This window comes from Bradyrhizobium sp. B120, assembly GCF_049075665.1.
Taxonomy (GTDB): Bacteria; Pseudomonadota; Alphaproteobacteria; order Rhizobiales; family Xanthobacteraceae; genus Bradyrhizobium.
Map to the genome: position 1 here is coordinate 7,430,579 of NZ_CP185242.1, position 23,415 is coordinate 7,453,993.

Genomic DNA, 23,415 nt, shown 5'->3' on the forward strand with positions numbered 1-23,415 from the left:
CCGCGGTACGACCGGAAAAATCCGGCGCGATGCGGGAGCGAAGAATGAGCAGCAATCTCACCGACGAAGAACTTGCCGCCTTGATGCCCTCCGAACTGTGCCAGTACCAGACGCCGATTCCGACCCAGATCGTCTCCAGCGACGAGTTCTATCCCGACCCGCAGAACGAACGGCAGCGCGAGGTCGAGGCACGCCTGCTCGCGATGGCCGACGATCTCGGCGGCAAGCAAGGCCTCGATCGCCGAAAATTCTTCCAGACCGCGGCCGGCATGGCCGCTTCCTTTGTCGCGATGAACCAGGTCTACGGGGAGTTGTTCGACGTCACGCCGGCCGAGGCCGCAACGCCTGCGATGGCGCAAGAGCGCGCCAACGGATTGAAAGACCAGTTCATCATGGACATGCACACGCATTTCCTGCGCGACGACACCCGCATCATGGGCTTTGTGGAAATGCGCAAGGCCGTCGGCAAGGCCGGCTGGAACAAGGAGCTCAACGATCACGAGCAGACCATCGAGGATCTGAAGTTCAACAACTACAAGAAGGAGATGTTTCTCGATTCCGACACCAAGATCGCGCTGATCTCCTCGGCGCCGTCGGACATCGAGCAGGACTGGTTCCTGACCAACGAGCAGATGGCCGATGCGCGCAAGCAGATGAACGACGAGGCCGGCTCGCGCCGCGTGTTCTGTCACGCGATCTTCACGCCCGGGCAACCCGGCTGGCTCGACAAGCTCGATGCTGCGCTGGCGTTGAAGCCGGAATCCTGCAAGGGCTACACGATCGGCGACAATACCCACAAGGAGATCAGCCGCTATCCCTGGCGGCTGGACGACGAGAAGGTCGCCTACAAGGGCTATGAGAAGATGGTCAAGGCGGGCATCAAGAATGTCTGCGTGCACAAGGGCCTGTTTCCACCCGGAATCGAGAAGCAGTATCCGAATTTGCGCGGCTTCGCCGACGTTGTCGATGTCGGCCAGGCGGCCAAGGACTGGCCGCAGCTCAACTTCGTCATCTATCACTCCGCCTATCGCCATGTCGGGGGCGATCCCAAGGTCGCGCTGGCCGAATTCGAGCGCACCGGCCGGATCGCCTGGACCTCCGACCTCGCCGACATCCCGGCGCAATATGGCGTCAACAATGTCTACGGCGATGTCGGGCAATTGTTCGCGACCACGCTGGTCGCCGAGCCCAATGTCTGCGCCGCGCTGATGGGGACCCTGATCAAGGGCCTCGGGGTCGATCATGTCTGCTGGGGCACCGACGCGCTGTGGACCGGCGCGCCGCAATGGCAGATCGAGGGCCTGCGGCGGCTGGAGATCCCCGAAGTGATGCAGAAGAAGTTCGGCTACGCACCGCTCGGGCCCGCCGATGGACCGGTGAAGACGGCGATCTTCGGCGACAACAATGCCCGGCTCTACAACATCCAGCCGAAGCGCGCGATGCTCGACATCAAGGGCGACCGCTTCGCGATGATGAAGGCGCAGTATGAGAAGGCTGGCGTAGAGCCGTCGAATACGCGCTACGGCTATGTGGTGCCGAACGGGGCGATCGATCACCGGGTGTTTGTGTAGGTCTCTCCACCCGTCATTCCGGGGCGACGCGCAGCGTCGAGCCCGGAATCCATTTGGCCACAGGCCATGTGGTGGAATGGATTCCGGGTTCTCGCTTCGCGAGCCCCGGAATGACGAATACGACGAGAACTGCGGCTCGGCCTACTTCCCCGTGAACCTCGGCCTCCGCTTCTCGGCGAAGGCCTTCACGCCCTCCTTGAGATCCTCGCTGTCCCTGACCTCATCGAGCAACCGCCGCGCGTCGGCGACCGTTTCCAGCGGCCCCTTCGGCATCGCCTCGCGGGCGAGCTTCTTCAGCGCGCGGACCACCAGCGGGGCATTGCCGGCGATCTTCGCAGCCATCTCCTGCGCCAGCGCGAGGTGCTGACCTTTCGGCGCGACTTTGTTGACGAAACCGATCTGGAAGGCGCGTTCCGCCGACATCTCGTCGCCGACCAGCAGAAACTCCATCGCGATCTTGTGCGGCATCCGCGCCATCACCGATGAGACGCCGCCCGCGGTGGTGCCGATCTTTCCCTCGGGATAGATGAAGCGCGTCGTCTCCGACGCCACACACAGATCGGCCATCTGGACCAGCACGAAGGCGCCACCCACCACCCAGCCGGATGTCGCGGCAATCACCGGCTTGTCCAGCTCGACGCCGAGGCCAGGCACGGCGTGCCACATGTTTGCGGGGAGGTCACCAACATCGGCGCCGACCGAGAAATACTTTTCCTCCGCCGAAGCCAGCACTGCGACACGATCGTCGCTGTCCCGAAACCGCAGCCATGCGTCACGCAGCTCGGTACACAACGCGTTGTTGAGCGCGTTGTGCTTGTCGCTGCGTGCCATCGTGATGGTCGCGACGTGGTCGGCGCTCTCGTAATGAACGAGCGTCATGCTGGCCTCCCTGCTCTGTCGTCATTCCCCGGTGCGCAACTGCGCGCCGGGGAATGACGAGGCCCCGTTACTTCTTCTCGTCGGGATGCCGGTGCACCGGATCGACCCAGAGCACGTTCTCCGGCTTCTCGACCGGCTCTATGTCGAGATTGATCGCGACCGCCTCGCCGTCGGAACGCACCAGCACGCATTCCAGCACCTCGTCGGGACTGGCATTGATCTCCTGGTGCGGCACGTAGGGCGGCACGAAGATGAAATCGCCAGGACCGGCTTCGGCGGTGAATTGCAGCTTCTCGCCCCAGCGCATCCGCGCCTTGCCCTTCACGACATAGATGATGCTTTCGAGATGGCCGTGATGATGCGCGCCGGTCTTCGCGTCCGGCTTGATGCTGACGGTGCCTGCCCACAATTTCTGCGCGCCGACCCGGGCGAAGTTGATCGCAGCCTTGCGGTCCATGCCGGCGGTCGACGGCACATTCGGATCGAGCTGGTTACCCGGAATCACCCGGACGCCGTCGTGCTTCCAGCGCTCGTCGTCGTGATGGTGATGATCGTGGTCGTGAGAATGGGTGTGATCGTGGGAACCGCTCATCGTTCTTGCTTTCGTTGGTCAAGTTTCGTGCCTGGAACGCTAGCGAAAAGCGACCCTGCAGGCGAGCGCAAAATGGGAACATTGCCAAATCGGAACATAGCCATGTCCCGGCGCGTTGCATCAGCATATTCCGGAGGAGTAATTGATGGGTAGCACGATGGACAGGATCAAGGGCACGGCCAACGAGGCGATCGGCAGGATCAAGCGGCGTCTCGGCAAGGCCACCGGTTCTCTGGCTATGCAAGGCAGAGGCGCGATCCAGGAAGTCAAGGGCAAGGGACAGAAGGCACTCGGCGGCGCCAAGACGATGGTCAGACATGCAGTCAAGAAGGCGACCACAGCCCACTGGACTCGCTGAGCGAGTGATGAGGCGGCCGGTCCATCAGGCCTGCCGTTCGAGCATGAGCGACGATGGTCAGCCGCGCGGGCGCAGATGTGCCAGCACATCCGGATGTGCCAGCACATCCGGATTGACGACATTGGTCGGCGTTCCAGCAGCGTAGGCCAATATCTGATCGAAGATATCGGTGAACTGGATCTCGTATTCGTCGCGCGAGACGTAGCCGAGATGCGGCGTGCAGACCACATTGTCCATGTTGAGCAGCGGGTCGGCGGTGTCGCGCAGCGGCTCCTTCTCGTAGACGTCGACCGCGGCCATGCCGGGCCGGCCGGCGCGTAGCGCGTTGACCAGTGCGCCCGGCTCGATCAGCGGCGCGCGGCTGGTGTTGACGATCAGCGCGGTGTCTTTCATTCGCGCGAGATCCTCCGCCTTGACGATGCCGCGCGTCGCGTCGACCAGCCGCATATGCAGCGACAGCACGTCGCAGCGGGCAAAGAAATCCGCCTTGCTGACGGCGGTCTCATAGCCGTCGGCGCGCGCCTTCGCCAGCGCCGCCTCGCGCGCCCAGACCAGCACATTCATGCCGAACGCCCTGCCATAGCCCGCGACCACCGCGCCGATGCGGCCGTAGCCGTAGATGCCGAGCGTCTTGCTGCGCAACGTATGGCCGACGCCGATCTGCCATTTGCCGGCCTTCAGCGCCGCCATCTGTTGCGGGATCGCGCGCATCGCCGCGAGGATCAGGCCCCAGGTGAATTCGGCGGTGGCGTAGGACGGCGTATCGGCATGCTGGCCCGACGACACGATGATGCCGAGCCGCGTGCAGGCGTCGATGTCGATATGCGGATAGACGCTGCGCTGGCTGATCAGCCTCAATTTCGGCAGACGTTCAAGCAGGGCGTTGCGGATCTGGGTGCGTTCGCGGATCAGCACCAGCACCTCGGTGTCGCGCAGCCGTTCGGCGAGCGCATCGACGTCCTGGACATGATGGTTCCAGATCGTGACGTCGTAGCCGTCGAGCTTGCGGAAGCAATCGAGGGTGCGCAGCGTGTCGAAATAATCGTCGAGGATCGAAATCTTCATCGCTGCGCCCTCTTGTTACGGGCCGGTTACCTGACGGCCATGCGGTTATTTTACGCCCAGCAGTTCGACGTCGAACATCAGCGTGGCATTCGGCGGGATCACGCCGCCGGCGCCGCGCGCGCCGTAGCCGAGGTTCGGCGGGATGATCAGCGTGCGCTTGCCGCCGACCTTCATGGTGGCGACACCCTCGTCCCAGCCCTTGATCACGTGGCCCTGGCCGATCGGAAACTCGAACGGCTCGTTGCGGTCGACGGAGGAGTCGAATTTCTTGCCCTTCTGGCCATTTTCGTAAAGCCAGCCGGTATAGTGCATGACGCAGGTCTGGCCGGTCTTCGGCGAGGCGCCGGTGCCGACCTTGCTGTCGATGATCTGAAGGCCTGAAGCTGTGGTCATGGGCTTTCCTGCGGTTTGGGCCATTGCCGTCCTGCCGGCAACGGACGTGGAGACTGCCGCCGCAAGGCCGGCGAATGCAGTCGTGATGATCGTGCGTCGTGAAGATTGCATCTCGGACGTCCTTCCTTGATTGATGTTGATCCGATCAGTAGCCGAGCGCGCAGCCGTCCTTGCGCGGATCGGAGCCGCCGGTCAGCGTGCCCTTCTCCCAATCGATCCAGATGCCCTGGCCGCCGCCGAGCGGCGCGACCACGCTGGTGGTCTTGTGGCCGATCTTCTTCAGGCCTTCGACGATCTCCGCCGGCACGCTGTCCTCGAGCTGGTAGACGCCCTCGTAATGCAGGCCGCGCGGCATGTCGATCGCCTCCTGAATGTCGCAGCCATAGTCGAGCATGTTGGTCAGCACGCGGGTCTGGCCGACCGGCTGATACTGCCCACCCATGACGCCATACGGCATCACCGCGCGGCCGTTCCTGGTGGCCAGCGCCGGGATGATGGTGTGCAGCGGACGCTTGCCCGGCGCGATGCAGTTCGGATGGCCGGGCTGGATGCGGAAGCCACCGGCGCGGTTCTGCAGCAGGACGCCGGTCTTGTTGGAGACGATCGCCGAGCCGAACGAATGCGCGATCGAGTTGATGAAGGAGCAGACGTTGCGATCCTTGTCGACCACCGTGATGTAGACGGTCGAGGGATTCATCGGCGGCGCGACGTTCGGCAGCTCGAGCAGCCGGTCCATGCGGATGTTCCTGATGTGCTCGTCGGCGAACTCCTTGGAGAGGATACCGGCGACATCGACATGGGCGTGCTGGGGATCGCCGATGTACTGCTCGCGCATCATGTAGGCGATGCGTGCCGCCTCGGCCTCGAGGTGGAAGCGCTCGATGCTGAGCGGCTTGAACTTGGTCAGGTCGAAGCGCGACAGGATGTTGAGCATCACCAGCATGGTGATGCCGGGGCCGTTCGGCGGGCACTGCCAGACGTCGTAGCCCTTGTACATCGTGCCGATCGGCGAGGTCGTCTCGGTCGAATGCGCCGCAAAGTCCTCCAGCGTATGCAGGCCGCCGATACCGCGCAGCGTGTCGACCATGTCGGCGGCGATCTCGCCGCTATAGAAGGCGTCGCGGCCCTTTTGCGCGATGGCGCGCAGCGTCTTGCCGAGCTCGGGCTGCCGGATCACGTCGCCGGCGACCGCGGGCTTGCCGTGCGGCAGCAGGTAGCGCTCGGTGTTGGTGCCGTTCTTCAGCTTCTCGAAACCGTTCTTCCAGTCGAAGGCGATGCGCGGAGCGACGACATAGCCCTCCTCGGCGGCCTTGATCGCGGGCTGCAGCAGCCGGTCGAAGCCGAACTTGCCGTGATCCCTGAGGATCACGTCCCAGGCGTCGATCGCGCCGGGAATGCTGACGGCATGCGCCGAGGTCAGCGGCACCGAATGGATCTTGCGTTCGAGGTACCACTCGGCGGTGGCGGCCATCGGCGCCCGGCCGCTGCCATTATAGGCCGTGATCTTGCCCTCGCCCTTCGGCTGGATCAGCGCAAAGCAGTCGCCGCCGATGCCGGTCGATTGCGGCTCGATGACGCCGAGCAGCGCGCAGGCCGCAACCGCAGCGTCCGCGGCCGTGCCGCCCGCGCGCATCACGTCGATGGCCACCAGCGCCGCCTCCGGATGCGACGTTGCAACCATCGCGTTCTGGGCGTGGACCGTGGAACGGCCGGCGAAGTGGAAATTCCTCATAACGGAGAGCTCGCTTGATCGTGAGGGTCTGATGCTGCTGCGGCGGATGGATGCCAAGGGGATGCGACGTACATGGCACATTCATCCCCGGCAGGGCAATGCATGGTATGCCAGAGGAATTATCCCGATAATGCATGGCTTTGCGGGGTTTCGCCGATCTGGCGGGCCTGATAAACCCCGGCCATGCCCCTCAAGGTCGCCGCCTTCTACCAGTTCGCCGCGCTGCCCGACTTCCGCGCATTGCGCGAGCCGCTGCGCGCGCTCTGCACCAACCTTGATCTCAAGGGCAGCGTGCTGCTCGCACATGAGGGCATCAACGGCACCATCGCCGGCAGCGACGAAGCCATCGATGGCTTCGTCGCGGAGCTTAAGGACGGGCCGCTGTTCGGCGGGCGCCTCAACAATCTCGAGCTGAAATTCTCCGAAGCCGCGCAGATGCCGTTCCAGCGGCTCAAGGTGCGGCTGAAGAAGGAGATCGTGACGCTCGGCGACACCACGGTCGATCCGACGCGACAAGTCGGCACCTATGTCGACGCCGGCGACTGGAACGAACTCATCGCCTCGCCTGACGTCATGGTGCTCGACACCCGCAACGCGTTCGAGGTCGCGATGGGCAGCTTCGAAGGCGCGGTCGATCCCAGGATCGCGAGCTTCGGACAATTCAAGGAATTCGCCGCGCGGCACCTCGATCCCGTAAAGCACCGCAGGATCGCAATGTTCTGCACCGGCGGCATCCGCTGCGAGAAGGCGAGCGCCTATCTGCTCGCGCAAGGCTTCACCGAGGTCTATCACCTCAAGGGCGGCATCCTGAAATATCTCGAGGAAACGCCGCCGCAGGACAGCCGCTGGCGCGGCGACTGCTTTGTGTTCGACGATCGGGTCGCGCTCGGCCACGGCCTGCGTGAACGTGGGCACGAGGACGCCGTGCATGAATGACGCGGCAAAGCTGAGCGAACGGATCGATGCGCTGGAGGTCCGCCTGACCTACCAGGACGAAGCCATCGAGACGCTGAACCAGACCATCACGGCACAATGGAAGCAGATCGACGCGCTGACGCGCCAGCTCGTCGAGCTGCGCGATCGGCTTCAGGACGCCGAACGCCAAGCGCCGGGCCCCGCCAATGAGCGCCCACCGCACTACTGATCGGTACCGCCGGAGCCCGGCGACGCCGGATTACATGTTGCTCACCTGACGCATCGGCTTCGCGCCGCTGAAGAACAGGCTGGACAACCGCTGCACCATCGCCGTTGCGCGGCTTCCCTCGAGGCCCGGGCGAACACACAGCATGCGCTTCTGCAGCGGAAGCTCCGGAAGATAATAGTCCTTCGCCGAAATCAGCGAGGACGGGATCATCCGCTCGGGGCACGCCGTCAGGCCGTATCCGGCCCGTGCGGCTTCGAGTCGCAGCTGATGGTTCGGGCTCCTGAACACGATCTTGTACGAGATGTTGTGCTTGGTGAGCGTCCGGATCATCCAATCGTCACCCGGCCACGCCAGGATCGGGATCGGGGCGCCCGGCCGCAGAACAAAATCGCGTGATCGGACCCAAACCGAGCGCTCGTCGGCCTCGGCGGCGATCGTCACCTCGTCTTCGTTCTCCAGCGAAGGGTTGCTGTAGACGAAGGCGATGTCGATGTAGCCGTCGATCAATCCTCTGATGACGATCGGCGACATGTCGGCGTGAACCAGCACGTCGGCGAGTGCGTCGGCCGGATGCAGCTTGAGGAATTCGTCGGCGAGCATCGTGCTCATTCCGAGCCGCAACGGCTGCGGTCCTTCATGATTGCCGCCGAGCCGAAGCAGTTGGTCGTTGGCTTCGAGGATTCGCCTTGCCTGCTGCACGGCAACCTTGCCGAGCTCCGTCGTCGTGGTGCCGTTCGCCGTTCTGACAAAGAGCGCGCCGCCGACCAGGCTCTGCAGTCGCTTGACCTGCGAACTGATCGCCGGCTGACTGAGGCCGAGACGCTCGCCGGCCTTCGATAGACTTCCCGTCTCGGCAATCGCAACAACGGTGCGAACAATCTCTGTAGGTATATTCAAATGCTGACGTGGTCTGTGCATCGCGAGCCCTCCAATCTCAGCACGGGACGCAATTACGTTCTCCAGTATGTGATTCAGCTATACTAACATTTGGTTGCACTTTCGTTTAGTTTCAATTTGTCGCGACGGCGCCGTGAATGCAGGTCATATGTATTGTTACGTGCATTGCCACGTAGTGCTACGGTATCGGACGACTGCATCTGCACGCGCATGCAGCACCTCAACACAATCAGACCCCGGGTTTCTGCGGACACGGCATCAAAAATCCTGATCGCCCCATAACGTGTTGCCCACCCAATAAGTTTGAACGCTGCCATTGATCTGAATTGACGTCACTGATTCGCGGAAGCGTTTTCATAGTTTTCCTTAATCAAAGCCTCGCAACGTGGCGCCCCAGATTGCGTTTCGAGGTGTGCCATGACCAGGTTATTTCGCTGCCGAAGCGGCGCTTCTGCTGTCGAATTTGCGCTGATGCTGCCGCTGTTTCTCGCCTTTATTTTCGGCATCATTGTATTCGGTTCGTATCTCGCGATGGTGCATGGCGTGCAGCAACTCGCCGCCGAAGCGGCGCGGTCATCGATCGCCGGAATGACCGACACCGAACGCAACAGCCTCGCGACGAGCTACGTCACCGCCAACGCATCGACCTACCCGCTGCTCGTCGCCAGCAATCTCACCGTCAATGCCGCACCGTCCCCATTGAACGCCAACGTCTACGTCGTGACGGTCAACTACAACGCGGCCAGCAACTTCATCTACAGCCTGCCCTTCCTGCCCAAGCCCGCGAGCACCATCGTGCGCTCCGCGGCGATTCAATACGGGGGGTTCTAGGATGAGAGGCGTCCTCATGCTGATGCGGCGCTTCGGCGCCGACGAAGGCGGAAACTTCGCGATGATCAGCGCCGGCCTGATGACGCTCCTGATCGGGTGCGCCGGGCTTGCCATCGATCTCGGCACGATCTTCGCCGACCGGCGCAAGACCCAGAGCACCGCCGACCTCGCCGCGATCGTCGCTGCCGCCAATCTGAGCAATCCGGTCAACGCCGCCTCCGCGACGGTGACGCAGAACAACTATCCGGCCAGCGCGCTGGTCAGCGTCGAGACCGGGACCTACACCGCAAACAGCGCCGTCGCGCCGCAGGCCCGCTTCGTGACCCCGGCGGTCGGCATTCCGAACGCCGCGCGCGTCACGCTGACGACCAAGACCCCACTCTACTTCGCGCGCTATCTGACCGGCGCGAGCAGCTTCAACATCACGACGACCGCCACCGCGACGTCGACCGAAATGGCCTCGTTCGCGATCGGGTCGAGGTTGCTCTCGGTCAACGGCGGGGCGCTCAACGCGCTGCTCGGCTCCATGCTCGGCACCACGCTGTCGCTCTCGGTGATGGACTACAATTCACTGATCAGCGCCAAGATCGACGCCCTCGACTTCCTGTCGGCGCTGGCAACCCGGGTCAACCTGACCGGCGTCACCTATAGCGACCTCTTGAGCAGCAACCTCAAGGTCGGCGATATCATGGCGGCCGCGCTGACCACACAGCAGATCACCAACGGCGCGGGCGCGGCGACGACCGCACTGTCGACGATCTCCCAGGCCGTCACCGGCTCCTCGACCAGGATTTCGCCGGGCACCCTGGTCGATCTCGGCCCGTTCGCCAACCTCACGGTGGGACAGAAACCGAAGGTCGGCGCCAGCGTTTCGGTCTTCGACCTCATCAACACGGTGGCGCAGATCGCCAACGGCAGCCATCAGATTGCAACCTCGATCAATCTCGGCCTGCCCGGCATCGCCAACGTATCCGTGATCGCAACGATCGGCGAGCGTCCGGTCGGCTCGAGCTGGATCGCGATGGGCACCCAGGGCGTGAGCGTCCACACCGCGCAGACCAGGATCCTGGCGACCATCAATGTGCTCGGCTCCGGCAGCGTTTCCGCGATCAACCTCCCGGTCTATGTTGAGGTCGCCTCGGGCACCGCGACGCTCAACGCGGTGTCCTGCGGCCATCCGAACATCAACACCTCGCAGGTCACGATCGGCGTGACGCCGGGGATCGTCGACGCCTGGATCGGCAACGTCACGGTTGCCGACATGACCAACTTCACGACCAAGCCCAATCCGCCGCCGGCGCTGCTGGTCAATCTTGGCCTCATCACCGTCACCGGCCTCGCCCATGCCGGCATGGGCAACACCACGCCGACCAACGTCAATTTCAGCTACAGCGACATCCAGTCGGGGACGAAGAAGACGGTGACGACCACCAACTTCCTCACCTCGCTCACATCAACCCTGCTCGGCGACCTCTCGCTCACCATCAATGTCGGCCCGCTCGGGCTTCCGATCCCGGGACTGGGCGCGCTCGTCATGAGCATCCTCAACGGCGTGACGAGCCCGATCGATCAGGTGCTGGCGTCCCTGCTGTCAACGCTCGGCATCGGGCTCGGCCAGGTCGACGTCTGGGTGCTGGGCGTTCGCTGCGACGGCGCGGTGCTGGTGAACTAGAGCATGATCCGGAAAAGTGTGTAGCGGTTTTCCGAAACGATCATGCTCAAAACAAAGAGATAGAGCGGGATGATGTTTCGACGAAAAGTCATCCCGCTCTAGCGTTCTCCGGGGACACGATCGCGCGCGGGCATCACATCGGGGTAGGAGACTGGCGTGAGTACAACAATAAAAAGATACAAGACCGACAGCCAGCGAACCGCCCTGATGAAGCGCGGAACGATCTTCTTCCGCAACACCAGCGTCGGATGCCTCGTGCTCAACATCTCGACCGGCGGCGCGGGGCTGGCCGTGGAAAGCGATGCCGCAATTCCGTTCGCGTTCGATCTCGAGATCGAGAGCGAACCGATCCGGCGGCACTGCATTCTGGTCTGGCGGCTGGAGCGCCGGCTCGGCGTGACCTTCGAATTTGACCGGGTGCAGCGCCCCGAAAGCGGTCCGGTCTAGCCGGCGGCTTCGCTGATCGGGGCCGACCGCAAACATGTCACGCGGGCGCGGTACGCCTCGAACCGCCGCCGCGCGGCGGGCCGTTCCTCGCACGTCTGAACTCATTTCGCATCGTGGTTAGGCGATCGCTGGGATATACGAGCTAATTGTCGGGATTGCCGTCGTGCTTCGACGGCGCCGGTTGCGTGACGCTGACCGGATCGGAGGCCGGGAAGGTATCCTCCAGTCCCTCCTTCAATCGGGAGCGTGCCTTGCGGTCGGCAGCCCGTGCCTCGTGCGGCTTCTCGGCATGCTTGTCATGCGCGGCAGGATCGAATTTCTCGGCCATATCGTCCCTCCATTCCGGGGGACAACGCCCCTGCGCAAACCGGGGTTCCAGAACCGCCTTGGCCCATTGCGCCGCAGCGTGTATCAGGGGCCAAATTTTGACCCGTGATCAGGAACTTTCGCGTGCCCCAGGATCCCACCACAAAGCCGCTCATCGACCTCCTGTCGGGCCACCGGCAGGCCGTGCCGCCGCTCTGGATGATGCGGCAGGCCGGCCGCTATCTGCCGGAATACCGCGAGCTGCGCGCCAAGGCGGGCGGCTTCCTCGATCTCTGCTTCACGCCCGAATTCGCAACCGAGATCACGCTGCAACCGATCCGCAGGTTCAACTTCGACGCCGCGATCATCTTCTCCGACATCCTGGTGATCCCCTACGCGCTCGGCCGTGCGGTGCGCTTCGAGGCCGGCGAAGGGCCGCGGCTCGATCCGCTGGCAACGCCCGGCGAGATCGCGACGCTGGCAACCGAGGCCAATTTCGACCAGCTCGAACCGGTCTTTGAGGCCCTGCGCCGCGTCCGCCGCGAGCTTGCGCCGAACATTACGCTGATCGGCTTCTGCGGCGCGCCATGGACGGTTGCGACCTACATGGTGGCCGGACAAGGCACGCCGGACCAGGCCCCCGCGCGGATGCTCGCCTACCGCCATCCTGGCGCCTTCGCCAAGATCATCGACGTCCTGGTCGAGAACTCGATCCACTACCTCGTCGGGCAGCTCAAGGCCGGCGCCGACTGCCTGCAGATCTTCGACACCTGGGCCGGCGTGCTGCCGCCGCGCGAGTTCGCCCGCTGGTCGATCGAGCCGACCCGGCGCATCGTTGCAGGCGTCCGCAAGCAAGTCCCCGGTGCCCGGATCATCGGCTTTCCGCGCGGCGCGGCGGGCATGCTGCCGGCCTATGTCGAGCAAACTGGCGTCGATGCCGTCTCGATCGATTGGGCAGCCGAGCCGTCGATGATCCGCGAGCGGGTGCAGAGCCGCGTCGCCGTGCAGGGCAATCTCGATCCGCTGGCCCTGATCGCCGGCGGCGCCGCGCTCGACCGCGCGGTCGACGATGTGCTGGAGAATTTCGGCAAGGGGCGGCTGATCTTCAATCTCGGCCACGGCATCCTGCAGGAGACGCCGATCGCCCATGTCGAGCAGATGGTCGCCCGGGTGCGCGCGTATAAGGGGTGAGGCCTGGTGGCGCGGGTTATAGGCCCGTAGCCCACTCTGTCACCGTCACCCTGAGGAGCGCGCCCTTGCGCGCGTCTCGAAGGGTCGACGGGGATGCAGCGCAATCTCTTCCCTCGTCGTCCCGGCGAACGCCGGGACCCATAACCACAGGGTTGGGTTGTTAGAAAAGGCTGTGGCCCCAGCGTCGCGCAACAATGACCTTCGGTGGCTATGGGTCCCGGCTCCCGTGCGCAATTGCGCACTAGGCCGGGACGACATCGAGTATGTTGCGTCACCGAGAGTCATTCATTCAAGGTCTCTCAGGATGACGGGTCGAGATATTACCTTGCATCCTCCAAAATCATGTCCGACGCCTTCTCCGCGATCATGATCGTCGGCGCGTTGGTATTGCCCGACATCAGGTCCGGCATGACCGACGCATCGACCACGCGCAGACCCTCGACACCGCGCACCTTGAGCCTGTTGTCGACGACCGCGAGCGCATCGTTGCCCATCCGGCAGGTCGAGGTCGGATGATAGACCGTGCTGCCGGTGCGGCGGCAGAAATCGAGCAGGTCGTCGTCGCTCACCACCTTGGCGCCGGGATCGACCTCCCCGACCGAGTATGACTTCAGCGCCGGCGCGGCCAGGATCTTGCGCAGGATGCGGATGCCGTCGATGAAGGCGCGGCGATCGGTCTCGGTCGCCAGGTAGTTGATGCGGATTTCCGGCGGCACGCTCGGGTCCGCGCTCCGGATCTTCAGCGAGCCACGGCTCTCGGGACGAAGCTGGCAGACCGAAGCCGTGAAGCCCGAGAACGCATGCAGCTTCTCGCCCATCTTGTCGGTCGAGAACGGCAGAAAGTGGATCTGGATGTCCGGCGACGCCAGCCGCGGACTGGTCTTGAAGAACGCCCCCGACGTGCCGGCCGCAATCGTCAGCGGCCCCTTGCGCAACGCCGCGTAGCGCAGGCCGGCCATGACGCGGCGCACCGGATTGTTGATGACGTCGTTCAGCGTGACGCTCTGCGCGCAGCGCGTGACGATGCGCACCTGCATGTGATCCTGCAAATCGTTGCCGACGCCGGGCGCATCGAGCAGAACCTCGATGCCGTGCTGCTTCAACAGATCGGCGGGGCCGACGCCGGAGAGCTGCAGCAATTGCGGCGAATTGTACGCGCCGCTCGACACCAGCACCTCCTTGCGCGCCTTGGCCGTGCGCAACTGCCCGTTCTGCCGGTACGCGACGCCGCTCGCGCGCCTGCCGTCGAACAGGACGCGCTGCGCCAGCGCCGACGTCTCGACATGCAGATTGCCGCGCGTCAGCGCCGGCCGCAGGTAGGACCGCGCCGTCGAGGCGCGCCGGCCGCGCCGCGTTGTGGTCTGGAAGAAGCCCGCACCCTCCTGGGTCGCGCCGTTGAAATCCGGATTGGTCGGGATGCCGACCTCGGCCGCGGCATGCACGAAGGCTTCCGACAGCGGATCGGCATGCCGCCAGTCCGACACCGGCAGCGGGCCGCCGGCGCCGTGATATTTGTCGCCGCCGCGCTGCTGATCCTCCGCCTTGCGGAAATAGGGCAGCACGTCGTCAAAACCCCAGCCAGCATTGCCGCGCTGTCGCCAGCGGTCATAGTCCTCGTGCTGGCCGCGCACATAGAGCAGGCCGTTGATCGAGCTGGAGCCGCCGAGCACTTTTCCGCGCGGCTGGAACACCTGGCGTCCGTTCAGGCCGGGCTCGGGCTCGGTCTGGTACATCCAGTTGACGGATTTTTCCTTGAACAGCTTGCCGTAGCCGAGCGGGACATGGATCCAGATGTTGGTGTCCTTCGGCCCGGCCTCGAGCAGCAGCACCGAATGCCTGCCGTCGGCGCTCAGGCGGTTGGCGAGCACGCAGCCGGCCGAGCCGGCACCAACGATCACGTAATCAAATTCGGCGACATCGTTCGTCGATGCGCCATCCTTGTTGTTCATTCGTTTCCCCCGGCCATGCGGCGCGGCCGGCAGGGTTGCGCCCCTGCCCGGCATTGGCAAAAGAGGTAGCGAGCGTGGCAGATGTGGTCAAGAAAGTTAGCCGACGATCCGGAGCGGTACCACCGGACCTTTGACCGCGGGATCGGCGGCCACAAACCATCAACGCGACGGGCGCGTTCAGCTCTCTGTTTTTTTGCGCCGCGTGCCGGCGCGCGCCTGGTTCCGGCGCGGCGGCTTGGTCGTCGTCTGATCCACGCGCGAGCCGGACGGCAGGCCGTATTTCGCCGACGCCGCCTCCAGCGAGGTCTCCTCATCGGGCACGTGGAGGCTGGAGAGAAAATCCGCACCTGCCCGCATCACGTGCTCGGCGGCAAGCGTGGCGGCGGCGCGCTCGTCGCCGGCGATGATGGCGCGCAGGATCGCGGCGTGCTCATCCCAGGTCCGGGCCTGACGCACCGGATCAGTGGGTGAGAACAGCATCGCCGTGCGTTCGCGCAGCCGCTTCAGCAGATCGGCGAGCACCCGGTTGCGGCCGGCCTCCGCCAGTTCATGATGGAATTGCTGGTTGAGATCCGACAACAGGTCGTAGCGCCGTCCCGCGACCGCCTCGTTGCCCTGCTTCAACACCGCCGCGATCCGCTTGATGATGCTCTCTTCGCGGCGACGCGCGGCCAGGCGCGCGTTTTGTCCCTCGAGCAGCGCGCGGACTTCGACGGTCTCGCGCGCTTCCTCGTCGGTCATCGTGATGACGGAGGCACCGCGCCGCGCGGTCACCTCGACGAGCCCTTCCGACTCCAGCACGCGGATCGCCTCGCGCACGGGATTGCGGGAAACCCCGAGCTCATCGGCGAGGCGGCCTTCGACCAGCCGCTCGCCGGGCTTCAGCCGCCGGCTCAGGATCGCCTGCCGCAGCTCCTCGATCACCTTGCCGTGGAGGGAGAGGTAGTCGTCGCCGAGACGTTTGGAGCTTCCGAGCTTGCCTGCCATGAACCGACCTGTCCGGCCGCGCTTCGCTCAATGCATGGACACCGGAGGTCCAGCGAGCTGCCAGAGTCCTGGCCGAATGACCGCTGTTGCGTATTTAGACCGCCGGCTGCATGCCATCAAGCCGCGCTCATTCGCCGTCAACAGCTACAGGTCGAGCCGGCGGCACCGCGGCTTTCGGCACCCACGACACGCTCACGCTACCGGTGAGAAACGTCTGGCACGCCATCCGATAGCCGGCGGCGAACTGCGCGTCGGTGAGGTGCTTGCGTTCCTTCGGCTTGATCGCATCGGTGTTCTCGATGCCTTTCTCGATCAGGCATTTGCAGGTTCCACACAGGCCGCCGCCGCACTTGAACGGAATGCCGCCCTGCTCGCGCAGCGAGACGCGCAGCAGATTGCTGTTCTCCGCGGCAGTGACGGTTTTCCCGCCATTGGTCAGAAACGTGACTTCGATCATCCGGCCATCCGCTCAGCGCTTGCGCAGCTTGGTGTCCATGTGACCGAATGTGATGAGGTGCTCGAGTTCGGTCAGCGCCCGCTCGGGCGTCTCGAACTTTTCGAGGAATTTCGAGGGCACCTCGTTCACGATCGGCGGCGACCAGGCTTCGTCGATCACCCTGACCTTGGTCTCCTCGAGCAGCTCGGCAATCACGAACGTTGCTTTCCTGATGCCGTAGAACAGGTAGTCATAGGCCGCGAGCGGCCGCAGGCCGTCGGCGATCTCGGTGCGAAACTGCCCCGGCTTGCTCGTCAGTATCACATACATCGGTCACGTCCTCCCAACCGCGGCCCCGGCCGGCGCGACGACGTCGACCAGCGGGGCTGCCTCCTGCGACAGTTCAACGTCATGCGTGAGCCAGAGCTGGCAGGCGAGGCGATATCCCTGCTCGATCCTGGCGCCGAGGCGCTTCTTTTCCTTCCAGTTCGGCTCCGGCAGATGCTCGCCGCCCTTGATGATCAGCGACGCGCACTTCCCGCACTTCCCCATCCCGCAGCCGTAAAGGAAGTTGGGATAGGGAAACTGGCGGATGCCGGCGCGGACGACGAGGTTGGTGTTCTCCTTGACCTCGCCGACAAAGGTCTCGCCGTTGCGGTGAAAGATGACGTTGGGCATCGCGCCGCTGCTCCCCGCGGCTCAGGCCTGCAACAGCACGCGTTCTTCGGCGGAGACGCCGCTGGCCAGATCGAGCTCCGCCAGCGGAATGTCGCTTGCGACATAGTCGTGGTACAGCGCGGTCGTGTAGAGCAGCCGCATCTGTGCGCCGATCTCGCAGATCTTGAGGCAACGCTGCTGCAGCTCGACCGTATTGGCGTGCTCGAGCACGATCTGGTAGCCGCGCTCGCCGTGAATCTCGTCCGACACGATGTGAAGGTCGAAGAACTCGACTTCCTCGTCGGTGAATTTGTACTTCTCGCGCAGGGTCGGCGTCTGCTTGCGATAGATCGAGGGGACCTGCGACTCCAGACCGACCACGAGGCCGGCCACAGCGACGATCGGATCCTCGCGCATCGCGACCGCATAACACCAGCTCTGCAGCCCGCGCGTCGTCGGCGTCATGTTGTCGGGGTTCTTGATGCGCGCCGCGGTCGTGCCGCAGGCCTCCGCGAAGCGGATCAGCAGATCGGTGTGACGGTCGCCCCCGATCTCTTCCTCGTACATGTTGGCGAGCAGGAAGTCCTTGGCTTCCTGATACTGCTCCGGCATCCGCGCATAGATGTAGCCGAGGTAGTCGGCGAACGGACCGACATAGTGGTAATGGTTCTCGGCCCAGCGCGCGAGGTGCGCGCGGCTGAGCTTGCCGCTCGCCCAGGCCACGCTGAACGGAGCCTTGTTGGCGCTCTTTCCCTTGATGGCATTTTCGAGGGCCGCTCGAAATTCCACGTGATCCATCAGCTTTTGCATCGTGGCGCTCCTGTGCTGTGAAGAAATCGCCGTCCGGCAACGGACCATCGGTCCGATTTCGGCCGGCCATTTCGGTATACTGTATACTAAATTGGCGCCTGTCAACACCGAAGGCCGGGTTCCCCGCGGTCCATCCCACTCGACACCAACCGCATTGAATCGCCGCTATTTTGTGCTTCAATTGCACAAAAATGCGGTCGGGGATGCTCCCATCGTTCTGCGACGCGCGGATCGCCAGCTCGCAATTTGCGCTTGCCATTGCGGAATACAGTATACATTATTTGCCGCATTTGAGGGGGAAGCAACAACCATGCAGCACGCTCCGATCGTTGCCGCGCACTGGGTCTATTTGCTCGGCGTCGCCGTCATCGTTCTCACCATGATCTGGCGCGCCAACGTCGTGGTGCCGTCGGTGATCGCGACACTCCTGGTCGCGCTTGCCTGGACGCACAGCCCGGTCGCGGCACTCGCCAGCGTCTTCAACGCGAGCTTCACCGCGGCCAAGGAGCTGTTCAACATCTTCCTGGTGATCGCGCTGATGACGGCGCTGCTGAACGCGCTCAAGGTGCTGCGCTCGGACATTCGCATGGTCGAACCGTTCCGCGCCATTATGAAGAGCGGGCATACCGCCTACTTCGTGCTTGCCGCCATCACCTATGTGATCTCGCTGTTCTTCTGGCCGACACCCGCAGTGCCGTTGGTTTCCGCGGTGCTGCTGCCCGCGGCGATTGCGGCCGGCCTGTCGCCGCTCGGCGGTGCCATTGCGATCGCGATCGCCGGACAAGGCATGGCGCTGTCGTCGGACTATGTGATCGGCGTTGCGCCCGGGATCAGCGCCAAGGCGGCCGGCGCCGCGGTCAGCGCCGCCACCGTCGCGGACCGCGCGCTGGTGCTGTCCCTCATCACCGGCGGCATCGCGCTGACCCTCGCCTATCTTTCGATCCGCAAGTCGATCACCAAGGCCGACGAGAAGCTGCTGGAGCGCTGGCAGGCGCAGTCGAGCAACGGCGAATTGGCGCGGCTGGAGCAGGAAGGCAGCTTCGACAAGGCGGAGATCGCGCGCGGCACCGCCGGCTGCCAGCCGCCGCTGGCGACCCAGGCGCAGATCGACAAGGAGCTCGCCCGGGTGCCGACCCGCCGCGAAGGCTGGTCGAAGTTCTTTGCAGTTGCGACCCCGCTCGCCTTTCTCTGCGTCATCGCGGTGATGGTGCTGGCCAAGCTCGGCATCGGCCACGACCTCAAGGGCGGCGATGCTGCCGCACTGGTCGGCGGCGTCGCCGCGATCCTGATGATCTGCGCATCCTTCATCACCGATGATCTGCGCAAATTCCTCGACACCAGCGCCGACCACGTCACCGAAGGTTTCGTCTTCGCCTTCAAGGCGATGGGCTCCGTGCTGCCGATCGCGGGCTTCTTCTTTCTCGGCGCGGAGCCGGGCCTGTCTGCGCCGATCCTCGGGGTGCCCGCGGCCCAGGCGCCGAGCCTCCTGTTCGAACTGATCCAGACCGCGCAGGCCTGGATCCCGGGCAACGAGTTTTTCGTCGCCTTCGGCATCCTGATATCGGGCATGATCACCGGCATCGACGGCTCGGGCTTTGCCGGCTTGCCGCTGACCGGCTCACTGTCGGGCGCGCTGGCACCGTCGGTCGGGATGGAGCCCGCGACACTCGCCGCGATCGGCCAGATGGGCGCGGTGTGGACCGGCGGCGGCACCCTGGTGGCATGGTCGTCGCTGATCGCAGTCGCCGGCTTCGCGCGCGTCCCCGTCTTCCAGATCGTGCGGACGGCGATGATCCCCGTATTGACCGGGCTCGCGGTATCGACCGTCTGCGCGGTCCTGATCTGGCATTGAGGAGAATCCGGTGACGATAGCTGAAACGACGATGCGCAACGCGCCTCCTTCCGCTGAGGGCAGCGCAGGGATCGAGGAATTTCCGAACCTGATCGCCGGCGAGCGGATCGCAAGTGCCTCCGGCAGATCGTTCGTGAACATCAATCCCGCCGACACCAGCGACCTGGTCGGACGCTTCCAGGAATCGACCGCCGCCGATGCGCAAGCGGCCGTCAATGCCGCGGCCGCGGCGTTCGAAGGCTGGCGGCGGACGCCGATCTCCAAACGCGCCGCCATCTTGAACCGGGCCGCCGATCATCTCGAGGCCCGCGCCGATCACATCGCGCGGGAGATGACGCGGGAAATGGGCAAATCGCTCGGCCTCGCCCGCGACGAGGTGCTGCGCTCGGCGCAGACCCTGCGGTTCTACGCCGTCGAGGGACAGTCGCTCACCGGCGAGGTGTTTCCGAACGACGATGCGGACATGACGGTCTATACGTTGCGCGAGCCGCTCGGCGTCGTGTCGGTGATCACGCCCTGGAACTTTCCGATCTCCATCCCGGCGCGCAAGATCGCGCCGGCCCTCATCACTAGCAACACCGTGGTGTTCAAACCATCGTCCGATGCGCCGCTCAGCGGCTATCGCCTGGCGGAGGCGCTGATTGCGGCGGGCCTGCCGAACGGCGCGCTCAACTTCATCACCGGCAAGGCCGGCGAGATCGGGCCTGCGATCACCGAGCCGCCGGTCATTCGCGCGATTTCCTTCACCGGGTCGACGTCCGCCGGCGAACAGATTTGCCGCGCGGTCAGCTTCACGACCCGCACGCAGATGGAACTCGGCGGCAAGAACCCGCTGATCGTCATGGACGACGCCGACCTCGATCTGGCGGTCGATTTGACCGTCAAGGGCGGCCTGTCGCTGGCCGGCCAGGCCTGCACCGGCACCAGCCGGGTCCTGGTCATGAAGCAGGTGCGAGCCGAGTTCACCGCGAAGCTGCTCGCCAAGGTGAAGGCGATCAAGATCGGCAGCGGCCTCACTGGCGGGATGGAGATGGGGCCGCTCGCCACAGCCAGGCAGCTCGAAACCGTGCTGCGCTACGTCGCAATGGGAAAGAAGGAAGCGACGCACCTCTGCGGCGGCGACCGGCTCACCGGTGCCGCCTATGACGGCGGATACTTCGTCTCACCCGCGATCTTCACCGACGTGACCCAGGACATGACGATCGCACGCGAGGAAATCTTCGGCCCGGTCATCGCGATCATCGAGGTCGACAGCTACGCTGACGCGATCGCCAAGGCCAATGCCAGCGAGTACGGCCTGTCGGCCGCGATCGTGACGCGCAACCCGCGCGCGATGCACGATTTCGCCAATGACATCCAGTCCGGAACGGTGAAGATCAACCGCACCACCACGGGCAATCTGATCAACGCGCCGTTCGGCGGATTGAAACGGTCGAGCACCTCGACCTTCCGCGAGTCCGGCCGCACCGGCCTCGAATTCTACACCCAGATCAAGACGGTCTACCGCGGCACCTGAGCCGCGGTAGACCGCCCCACTCCAATCCTGGACCAATGCGATGAGACAGTCTTTCAAACTTGAACTTGCCGAAGCCCGCCACATGATCGCGGCCGCGATCCGCAAATCCGCCGAGATCGGCGTTGCGGAGACGGTCTGCGTGACCGATGACGGCGGCTATCCGCTGGCGCTCGAGCGGATGGATGGCGCGCGGATCACCGGTCCCCAGATCGCCTGGAACAAGGCGTTCACGGCGGCCGGACACAAGCGCTCCACCCATTTGTTCAACCAGGTGCCGAACGGACCTGCCCTGCCCGGCAACGAGGCGTTCGGCATCCAGTGGAGTTTTGACGGAAAATTTGCCGTATTCGTCGGCGGCTTTCCGATCGTCGTCGACGATGAGGTTGTCGGTGGCATCGGGTTGAGCGGCGGCAATGGCGAGCAGGACACCCAATGCGGCGTCGCTGCCCTGCGGGCCTTGCAAGAGCTGCTGCACGGCCACCGCGTGCTGGTCGCAGCCGACATCAAGAAGTGATCGATGTCGTTGGCAACCGTTTCGCACCAAGACCTTCGAGCAGGTGCCCGACGAGCATATTGAGCTCGCCGGCGCTGCCGGCGGCACCAAACACGTAACGGTCGGGCCGCACAATGACCGCAGCGGCGCCATGTTGCCGCATCCAGTCGGCGAACAGCCCGTCGCGCTCGACCACGTTCAGAATGCCGTTGGCATCGCCGCTTTCACCTGACGTGGCGATGACGATGCGCTCGCCGGCGAGATGCTGCCAGGCGGTCTGGGACGCGTCCGACAGCCACGCCATCGGCTCGGCGGCCGCCGTCACGATCGCAAATTCCTGCTTCAGCAGATCGTCGAGCCGGCATGTCCGGCCATCCGGCGCACGCACATGCGGCTGCACGAACAGCCGCCCGGCAAGAACAGCATCGTGCGCGATCAGGCCGGAGACAAGATCGGGGATGAATTTCTGCCGGATGGTTTCGGCCTTGCCGGCCTTCAGGTCGGCGCGCAGCTGCACGTCACGTTCGGCGGCAGCATCCGGATCGAGTTCGCCGATGATCTTGCCGAACTCCTTGGCGCTGGCGACGACGGCGCGGACATGCGGCTTCCGCTCGATCTCGTAACTGTCGAGCAGCGTCCCGTCGGCGTCGCCGCGGAGAACCAGCCTCAGCTTCCAGGCAAGGTTCACGGCATCGCGGATGCCGGCGCACAGCCCCTGCCCGAGGAACGGCGGCGTCTGGTGCACGGCATCGCCCATCAGGAGCACACGGCGGTCGCGCCAGCGCTGGCCGAGCAGCGCGTGGAAGCGATAGACCGCCGAACGCCAGATCGTGAGGTCGGAAATGTCGGTGAAGCCCTTCAGCAGTTTCACGACGTTGTCGGGTGCGCCGGCCGCCTCGGGATCCTCGCCCGGCAACAGCTTGATCTCCCAGCGCCGCAGATTGCGTGGCCCCGGCACGAAGGTGCCGGGACGCGACGGCCGGCAATACTGAAAACTCCTGGCCGGCCGCTTGGCGGGATCGCTGGTCAGGGTGTCGACCACCATCCACCATTCGTCGAAGGCGAGGTCGTCGAGGCCAATGCCGAGCTGCTTGCGCACAAAGCTGTTGGCGCCGTCACAGCCGATCAGATAGCGCGCGCGGATCAGGAACTCGTCACCTTGCTCGCGCCGCGCCGTCAACGTCACCGCGCGCTCGTCCTGCTCCAGCACCACGCCGGCGGCCGCAAGGAAAACGTCGACATGCGGATAACCGACAAGCTTGTCGCGCAGCGCCTGCTCGACATCCGGCTGCACGAAGGTGACGTTCGGAATCCAGCCGAGCGGATATGGCGGCGGCATCGGGTCGAAGATCTTGATGATTTCGCCGTCGACGCCGAGATAATGCGAGCCGTTATGCGGGGCGATCGCCTGCTCCATGAAATCGCCGAGCCCGATCGCCTGCAGCACGCGCAGCGCCTCGTGGTCGAGCGTGATCGCGCGCGGCTTGTCGTAGATGTCGGCGACACGCTCGACGACGGCGGCGCTCAGGCCGGCTTTCGCGAGCAGATTGGCAAAGATGGCGCCGACCGGCCCTAGGCCGACGATTGCCGCGTCATACAAACGATCAGGCCCGGGGTTCGTTGCTGGCGATGTCATG

The 23,415-nt window shown here is 64.5% G+C and carries 25 protein-coding genes; 11 read left to right on the plus strand and 14 right to left on the minus strand.

Annotation, left to right across the window (positions count from 1 at the left end; translation table 11 throughout):
• Window positions 1–44 precede the first annotated feature (44 nt).
• The gene (locus ACOIX3_RS34550; RefSeq protein ID WP_420966534.1) at window positions 45–1,571 is read left to right on the plus strand and encodes an amidohydrolase family protein; all 1,527 of its coding nucleotides are present in this window, start codon (window positions 45–47) and stop codon (window positions 1,569–1,571) included.
• 141 nt (window positions 1,572–1,712) lie between these two features.
• Here ACOIX3_RS34550 and ACOIX3_RS34555 read toward each other — a convergent pair whose 3' ends face one another.
• Together ACOIX3_RS34555 and ACOIX3_RS34560 are read right to left on the minus strand one after the other, a co-directional pair.
• On the minus strand, window positions 1,713–2,450 hold the full coding sequence (locus ACOIX3_RS34555; protein ID WP_420966535.1) for an enoyl-CoA hydratase/isomerase family protein: 738 nt from the start codon (window positions 2,448–2,450) through the stop codon (window positions 1,713–1,715).
• A 67-nt stretch (window positions 2,451–2,517) separates the two neighbouring features.
• Window positions 2,518–3,042, minus strand: a complete 525-nt coding sequence (locus ACOIX3_RS34560; RefSeq protein WP_076866333.1) for a cupin domain-containing protein — start codon at window positions 3,040–3,042, stop codon at window positions 2,518–2,520.
• A gap of 145 nt (window positions 3,043–3,187) precedes the next feature.
• Between ACOIX3_RS34560 and ACOIX3_RS34565 the strand changes: the two genes are divergently transcribed.
• A complete protein-coding gene (locus tag ACOIX3_RS34565; RefSeq protein WP_420966536.1) occupies window positions 3,188–3,400 on the plus strand; it encodes a CsbD family protein in 213 nt (70 codons plus the stop codon).
• A 57-nt stretch (window positions 3,401–3,457) separates the two neighbouring features.
• On the opposite strand, the gene ACOIX3_RS34570 is transcribed toward ACOIX3_RS34565, so the two are convergent.
• From ACOIX3_RS34570 to ggt, 3 genes are read right to left on the minus strand one after another with little or no spacing between them, the layout of a single operon-like run.
• Window positions 3,458–4,465: a D-2-hydroxyacid dehydrogenase family protein gene (locus ACOIX3_RS34570; protein WP_420966537.1), complete on the minus strand. Its 1,008-nt coding sequence runs from the start codon at window positions 4,463–4,465 to the stop codon at window positions 3,458–3,460.
• 45 nt (window positions 4,466–4,510) lie between these two features.
• Window positions 4,511–4,969: an FKBP-type peptidyl-prolyl cis-trans isomerase gene (locus tag ACOIX3_RS34575; RefSeq protein WP_375787590.1), complete on the minus strand. Its 459-nt coding sequence runs from the start codon at window positions 4,967–4,969 to the stop codon at window positions 4,511–4,513.
• Window positions 4,970–5,003: 34 nt separating this feature from the next.
• Window positions 5,004–6,590: a gamma-glutamyltransferase gene (gene ggt, locus ACOIX3_RS34580; protein ID WP_420966538.1), complete on the minus strand. Its 1,587-nt coding sequence runs from the start codon at window positions 6,588–6,590 to the stop codon at window positions 5,004–5,006.
• A gap of 183 nt (window positions 6,591–6,773) precedes the next feature.
• Here ggt and ACOIX3_RS34585 point away from each other — a divergent pair, with 183 nt between their 5' ends.
• On the plus strand, window positions 6,774–7,526 hold the full coding sequence (locus tag ACOIX3_RS34585; protein ID WP_420966539.1) for a rhodanese-related sulfurtransferase: 753 nt from the start codon (window positions 6,774–6,776) through the stop codon (window positions 7,524–7,526).
• Window positions 7,519–7,734, plus strand: a complete 216-nt coding sequence (locus tag ACOIX3_RS34590) for a SlyX family protein (RefSeq protein WP_420966540.1) — start codon at window positions 7,519–7,521, stop codon at window positions 7,732–7,734. Before ACOIX3_RS34585 ends, ACOIX3_RS34590 begins: the two co-directional genes overlap by 8 nt.
• Window positions 7,735–7,764: 30 nt before the next feature.
• On the opposite strand, the gene ACOIX3_RS34595 is transcribed toward ACOIX3_RS34590, so the two are convergent.
• Window positions 7,765–8,652 carry a LysR family transcriptional regulator gene (locus ACOIX3_RS34595; protein ID WP_342727064.1) on the minus strand — a complete coding sequence of 296 codons (888 nt, stop codon included), beginning with the start codon at window positions 8,650–8,652 and terminating at the stop codon, window positions 7,765–7,767.
• 396 nt (window positions 8,653–9,048) lie between these two features.
• On the opposite strand from ACOIX3_RS34595, the gene ACOIX3_RS34600 reads away from it, so the two are divergent.
• From ACOIX3_RS34600 to ACOIX3_RS34610, 3 genes are all read left to right on the plus strand, one after another.
• A complete protein-coding gene (locus ACOIX3_RS34600) occupies window positions 9,049–9,462 on the plus strand; it encodes a TadE/TadG family type IV pilus assembly protein (RefSeq protein WP_420966541.1) in 414 nt (137 codons plus the stop codon).
• Window position 9,463: 1 nt separating this feature from the next.
• The gene (locus ACOIX3_RS34605; RefSeq protein ID WP_420966542.1) at window positions 9,464–11,134 is read left to right on the plus strand and encodes a pilus assembly protein TadG-related protein; all 1,671 of its coding nucleotides are present in this window, start codon (window positions 9,464–9,466) and stop codon (window positions 11,132–11,134) included.
• A 156-nt stretch (window positions 11,135–11,290) separates the two neighbouring features.
• A complete protein-coding gene (locus ACOIX3_RS34610) occupies window positions 11,291–11,581 on the plus strand; it encodes a PilZ domain-containing protein (RefSeq protein WP_420966543.1) in 291 nt (96 codons plus the stop codon).
• A 142-nt stretch (window positions 11,582–11,723) separates the two neighbouring features.
• Here ACOIX3_RS34610 and ACOIX3_RS34615 read toward each other — a convergent pair whose 3' ends face one another.
• The gene (locus ACOIX3_RS34615) at window positions 11,724–11,909 is read right to left on the minus strand and encodes a hypothetical protein (RefSeq protein WP_420966544.1); all 186 of its coding nucleotides are present in this window, start codon (window positions 11,907–11,909) and stop codon (window positions 11,724–11,726) included.
• A gap of 122 nt (window positions 11,910–12,031) precedes the next feature.
• On the opposite strand from ACOIX3_RS34615, the gene hemE reads away from it, so the two are divergent.
• Entirely contained in the window at window positions 12,032–13,078 is a 1,047-nt protein-coding gene (hemE, locus tag ACOIX3_RS34620) for a uroporphyrinogen decarboxylase (protein WP_420966545.1), read from the plus strand.
• 320 nt (window positions 13,079–13,398) lie between these two features.
• Here the strand turns inward: hemE and ACOIX3_RS34625 are convergent, their stop codons facing one another.
• The 6 genes from ACOIX3_RS34625 to ACOIX3_RS34650 form a co-directional block, all read right to left on the minus strand.
• Window positions 13,399–15,027 (minus strand): GMC family oxidoreductase, encoded by a 1,629-nt coding sequence (locus tag ACOIX3_RS34625; protein ID WP_420966546.1) that lies wholly within the window; start codon window positions 15,025–15,027, stop codon window positions 13,399–13,401.
• A 177-nt stretch (window positions 15,028–15,204) separates the two neighbouring features.
• Window positions 15,205–15,951, minus strand: a complete 747-nt coding sequence (locus ACOIX3_RS34630) for a GntR family transcriptional regulator (RefSeq protein ID WP_420966547.1) — start codon at window positions 15,949–15,951, stop codon at window positions 15,205–15,207.
• A 190-nt stretch (window positions 15,952–16,141) separates the two neighbouring features.
• Complete coding sequence (locus tag ACOIX3_RS34635) at window positions 16,142–16,471, minus strand: 2Fe-2S iron-sulfur cluster-binding protein (protein WP_229166071.1); 330 nt, start codon at window positions 16,469–16,471, stop codon at window positions 16,142–16,144.
• 12 nt (window positions 16,472–16,483) lie between these two features.
• Window positions 16,484–16,780, minus strand: a complete 297-nt coding sequence (locus tag ACOIX3_RS34640; RefSeq protein ID WP_420966548.1) for a ferredoxin — start codon at window positions 16,778–16,780, stop codon at window positions 16,484–16,486.
• A gap of 3 nt (window positions 16,781–16,783) precedes the next feature.
• On the minus strand, window positions 16,784–17,128 hold the full coding sequence (locus ACOIX3_RS34645; protein ID WP_092124472.1) for a 2Fe-2S iron-sulfur cluster-binding protein: 345 nt from the start codon (window positions 17,126–17,128) through the stop codon (window positions 16,784–16,786).
• 21 nt (window positions 17,129–17,149) lie between these two features.
• The gene (locus ACOIX3_RS34650) at window positions 17,150–17,917 is read right to left on the minus strand and encodes a TenA family transcriptional regulator (RefSeq protein WP_173641155.1); all 768 of its coding nucleotides are present in this window, start codon (window positions 17,915–17,917) and stop codon (window positions 17,150–17,152) included.
• Between the two features lie 310 nt (window positions 17,918–18,227).
• Here ACOIX3_RS34650 and ACOIX3_RS34655 point away from each other — a divergent pair, with 310 nt between their 5' ends.
• Genes ACOIX3_RS34655 through ACOIX3_RS34665 form a run of 3 tightly spaced genes read left to right on the plus strand, consistent with a single transcriptional unit; the run spans window position 18,228 to window position 21,799 of the window.
• On the plus strand, window positions 18,228–19,769 hold the full coding sequence (locus tag ACOIX3_RS34655) for a hypothetical protein (RefSeq protein ID WP_420966549.1): 1,542 nt from the start codon (window positions 18,228–18,230) through the stop codon (window positions 19,767–19,769).
• A gap of 10 nt (window positions 19,770–19,779) precedes the next feature.
• On the plus strand, window positions 19,780–21,285 hold the full coding sequence (locus ACOIX3_RS34660) for an aldehyde dehydrogenase family protein (RefSeq protein ID WP_420966550.1): 1,506 nt from the start codon (window positions 19,780–19,782) through the stop codon (window positions 21,283–21,285).
• 40 nt (window positions 21,286–21,325) lie between these two features.
• Complete coding sequence (locus ACOIX3_RS34665) at window positions 21,326–21,799, plus strand: GlcG/HbpS family heme-binding protein (RefSeq protein WP_420966551.1); 474 nt, start codon at window positions 21,326–21,328, stop codon at window positions 21,797–21,799.
• On the opposite strand, the gene ACOIX3_RS34670 is transcribed toward ACOIX3_RS34665, so the two are convergent.
• The gene (locus ACOIX3_RS34670; protein WP_420966552.1) at window positions 21,789–23,378 is read right to left on the minus strand and encodes a bifunctional 3-(3-hydroxy-phenyl)propionate/3-hydroxycinnamic acid hydroxylase; all 1,590 of its coding nucleotides are present in this window, start codon (window positions 23,376–23,378) and stop codon (window positions 21,789–21,791) included. The genes ACOIX3_RS34665 and ACOIX3_RS34670 overlap by 11 nt on opposite strands.
• Between the last annotated feature and the right edge of the window lie 37 nt (window positions 23,379–23,415).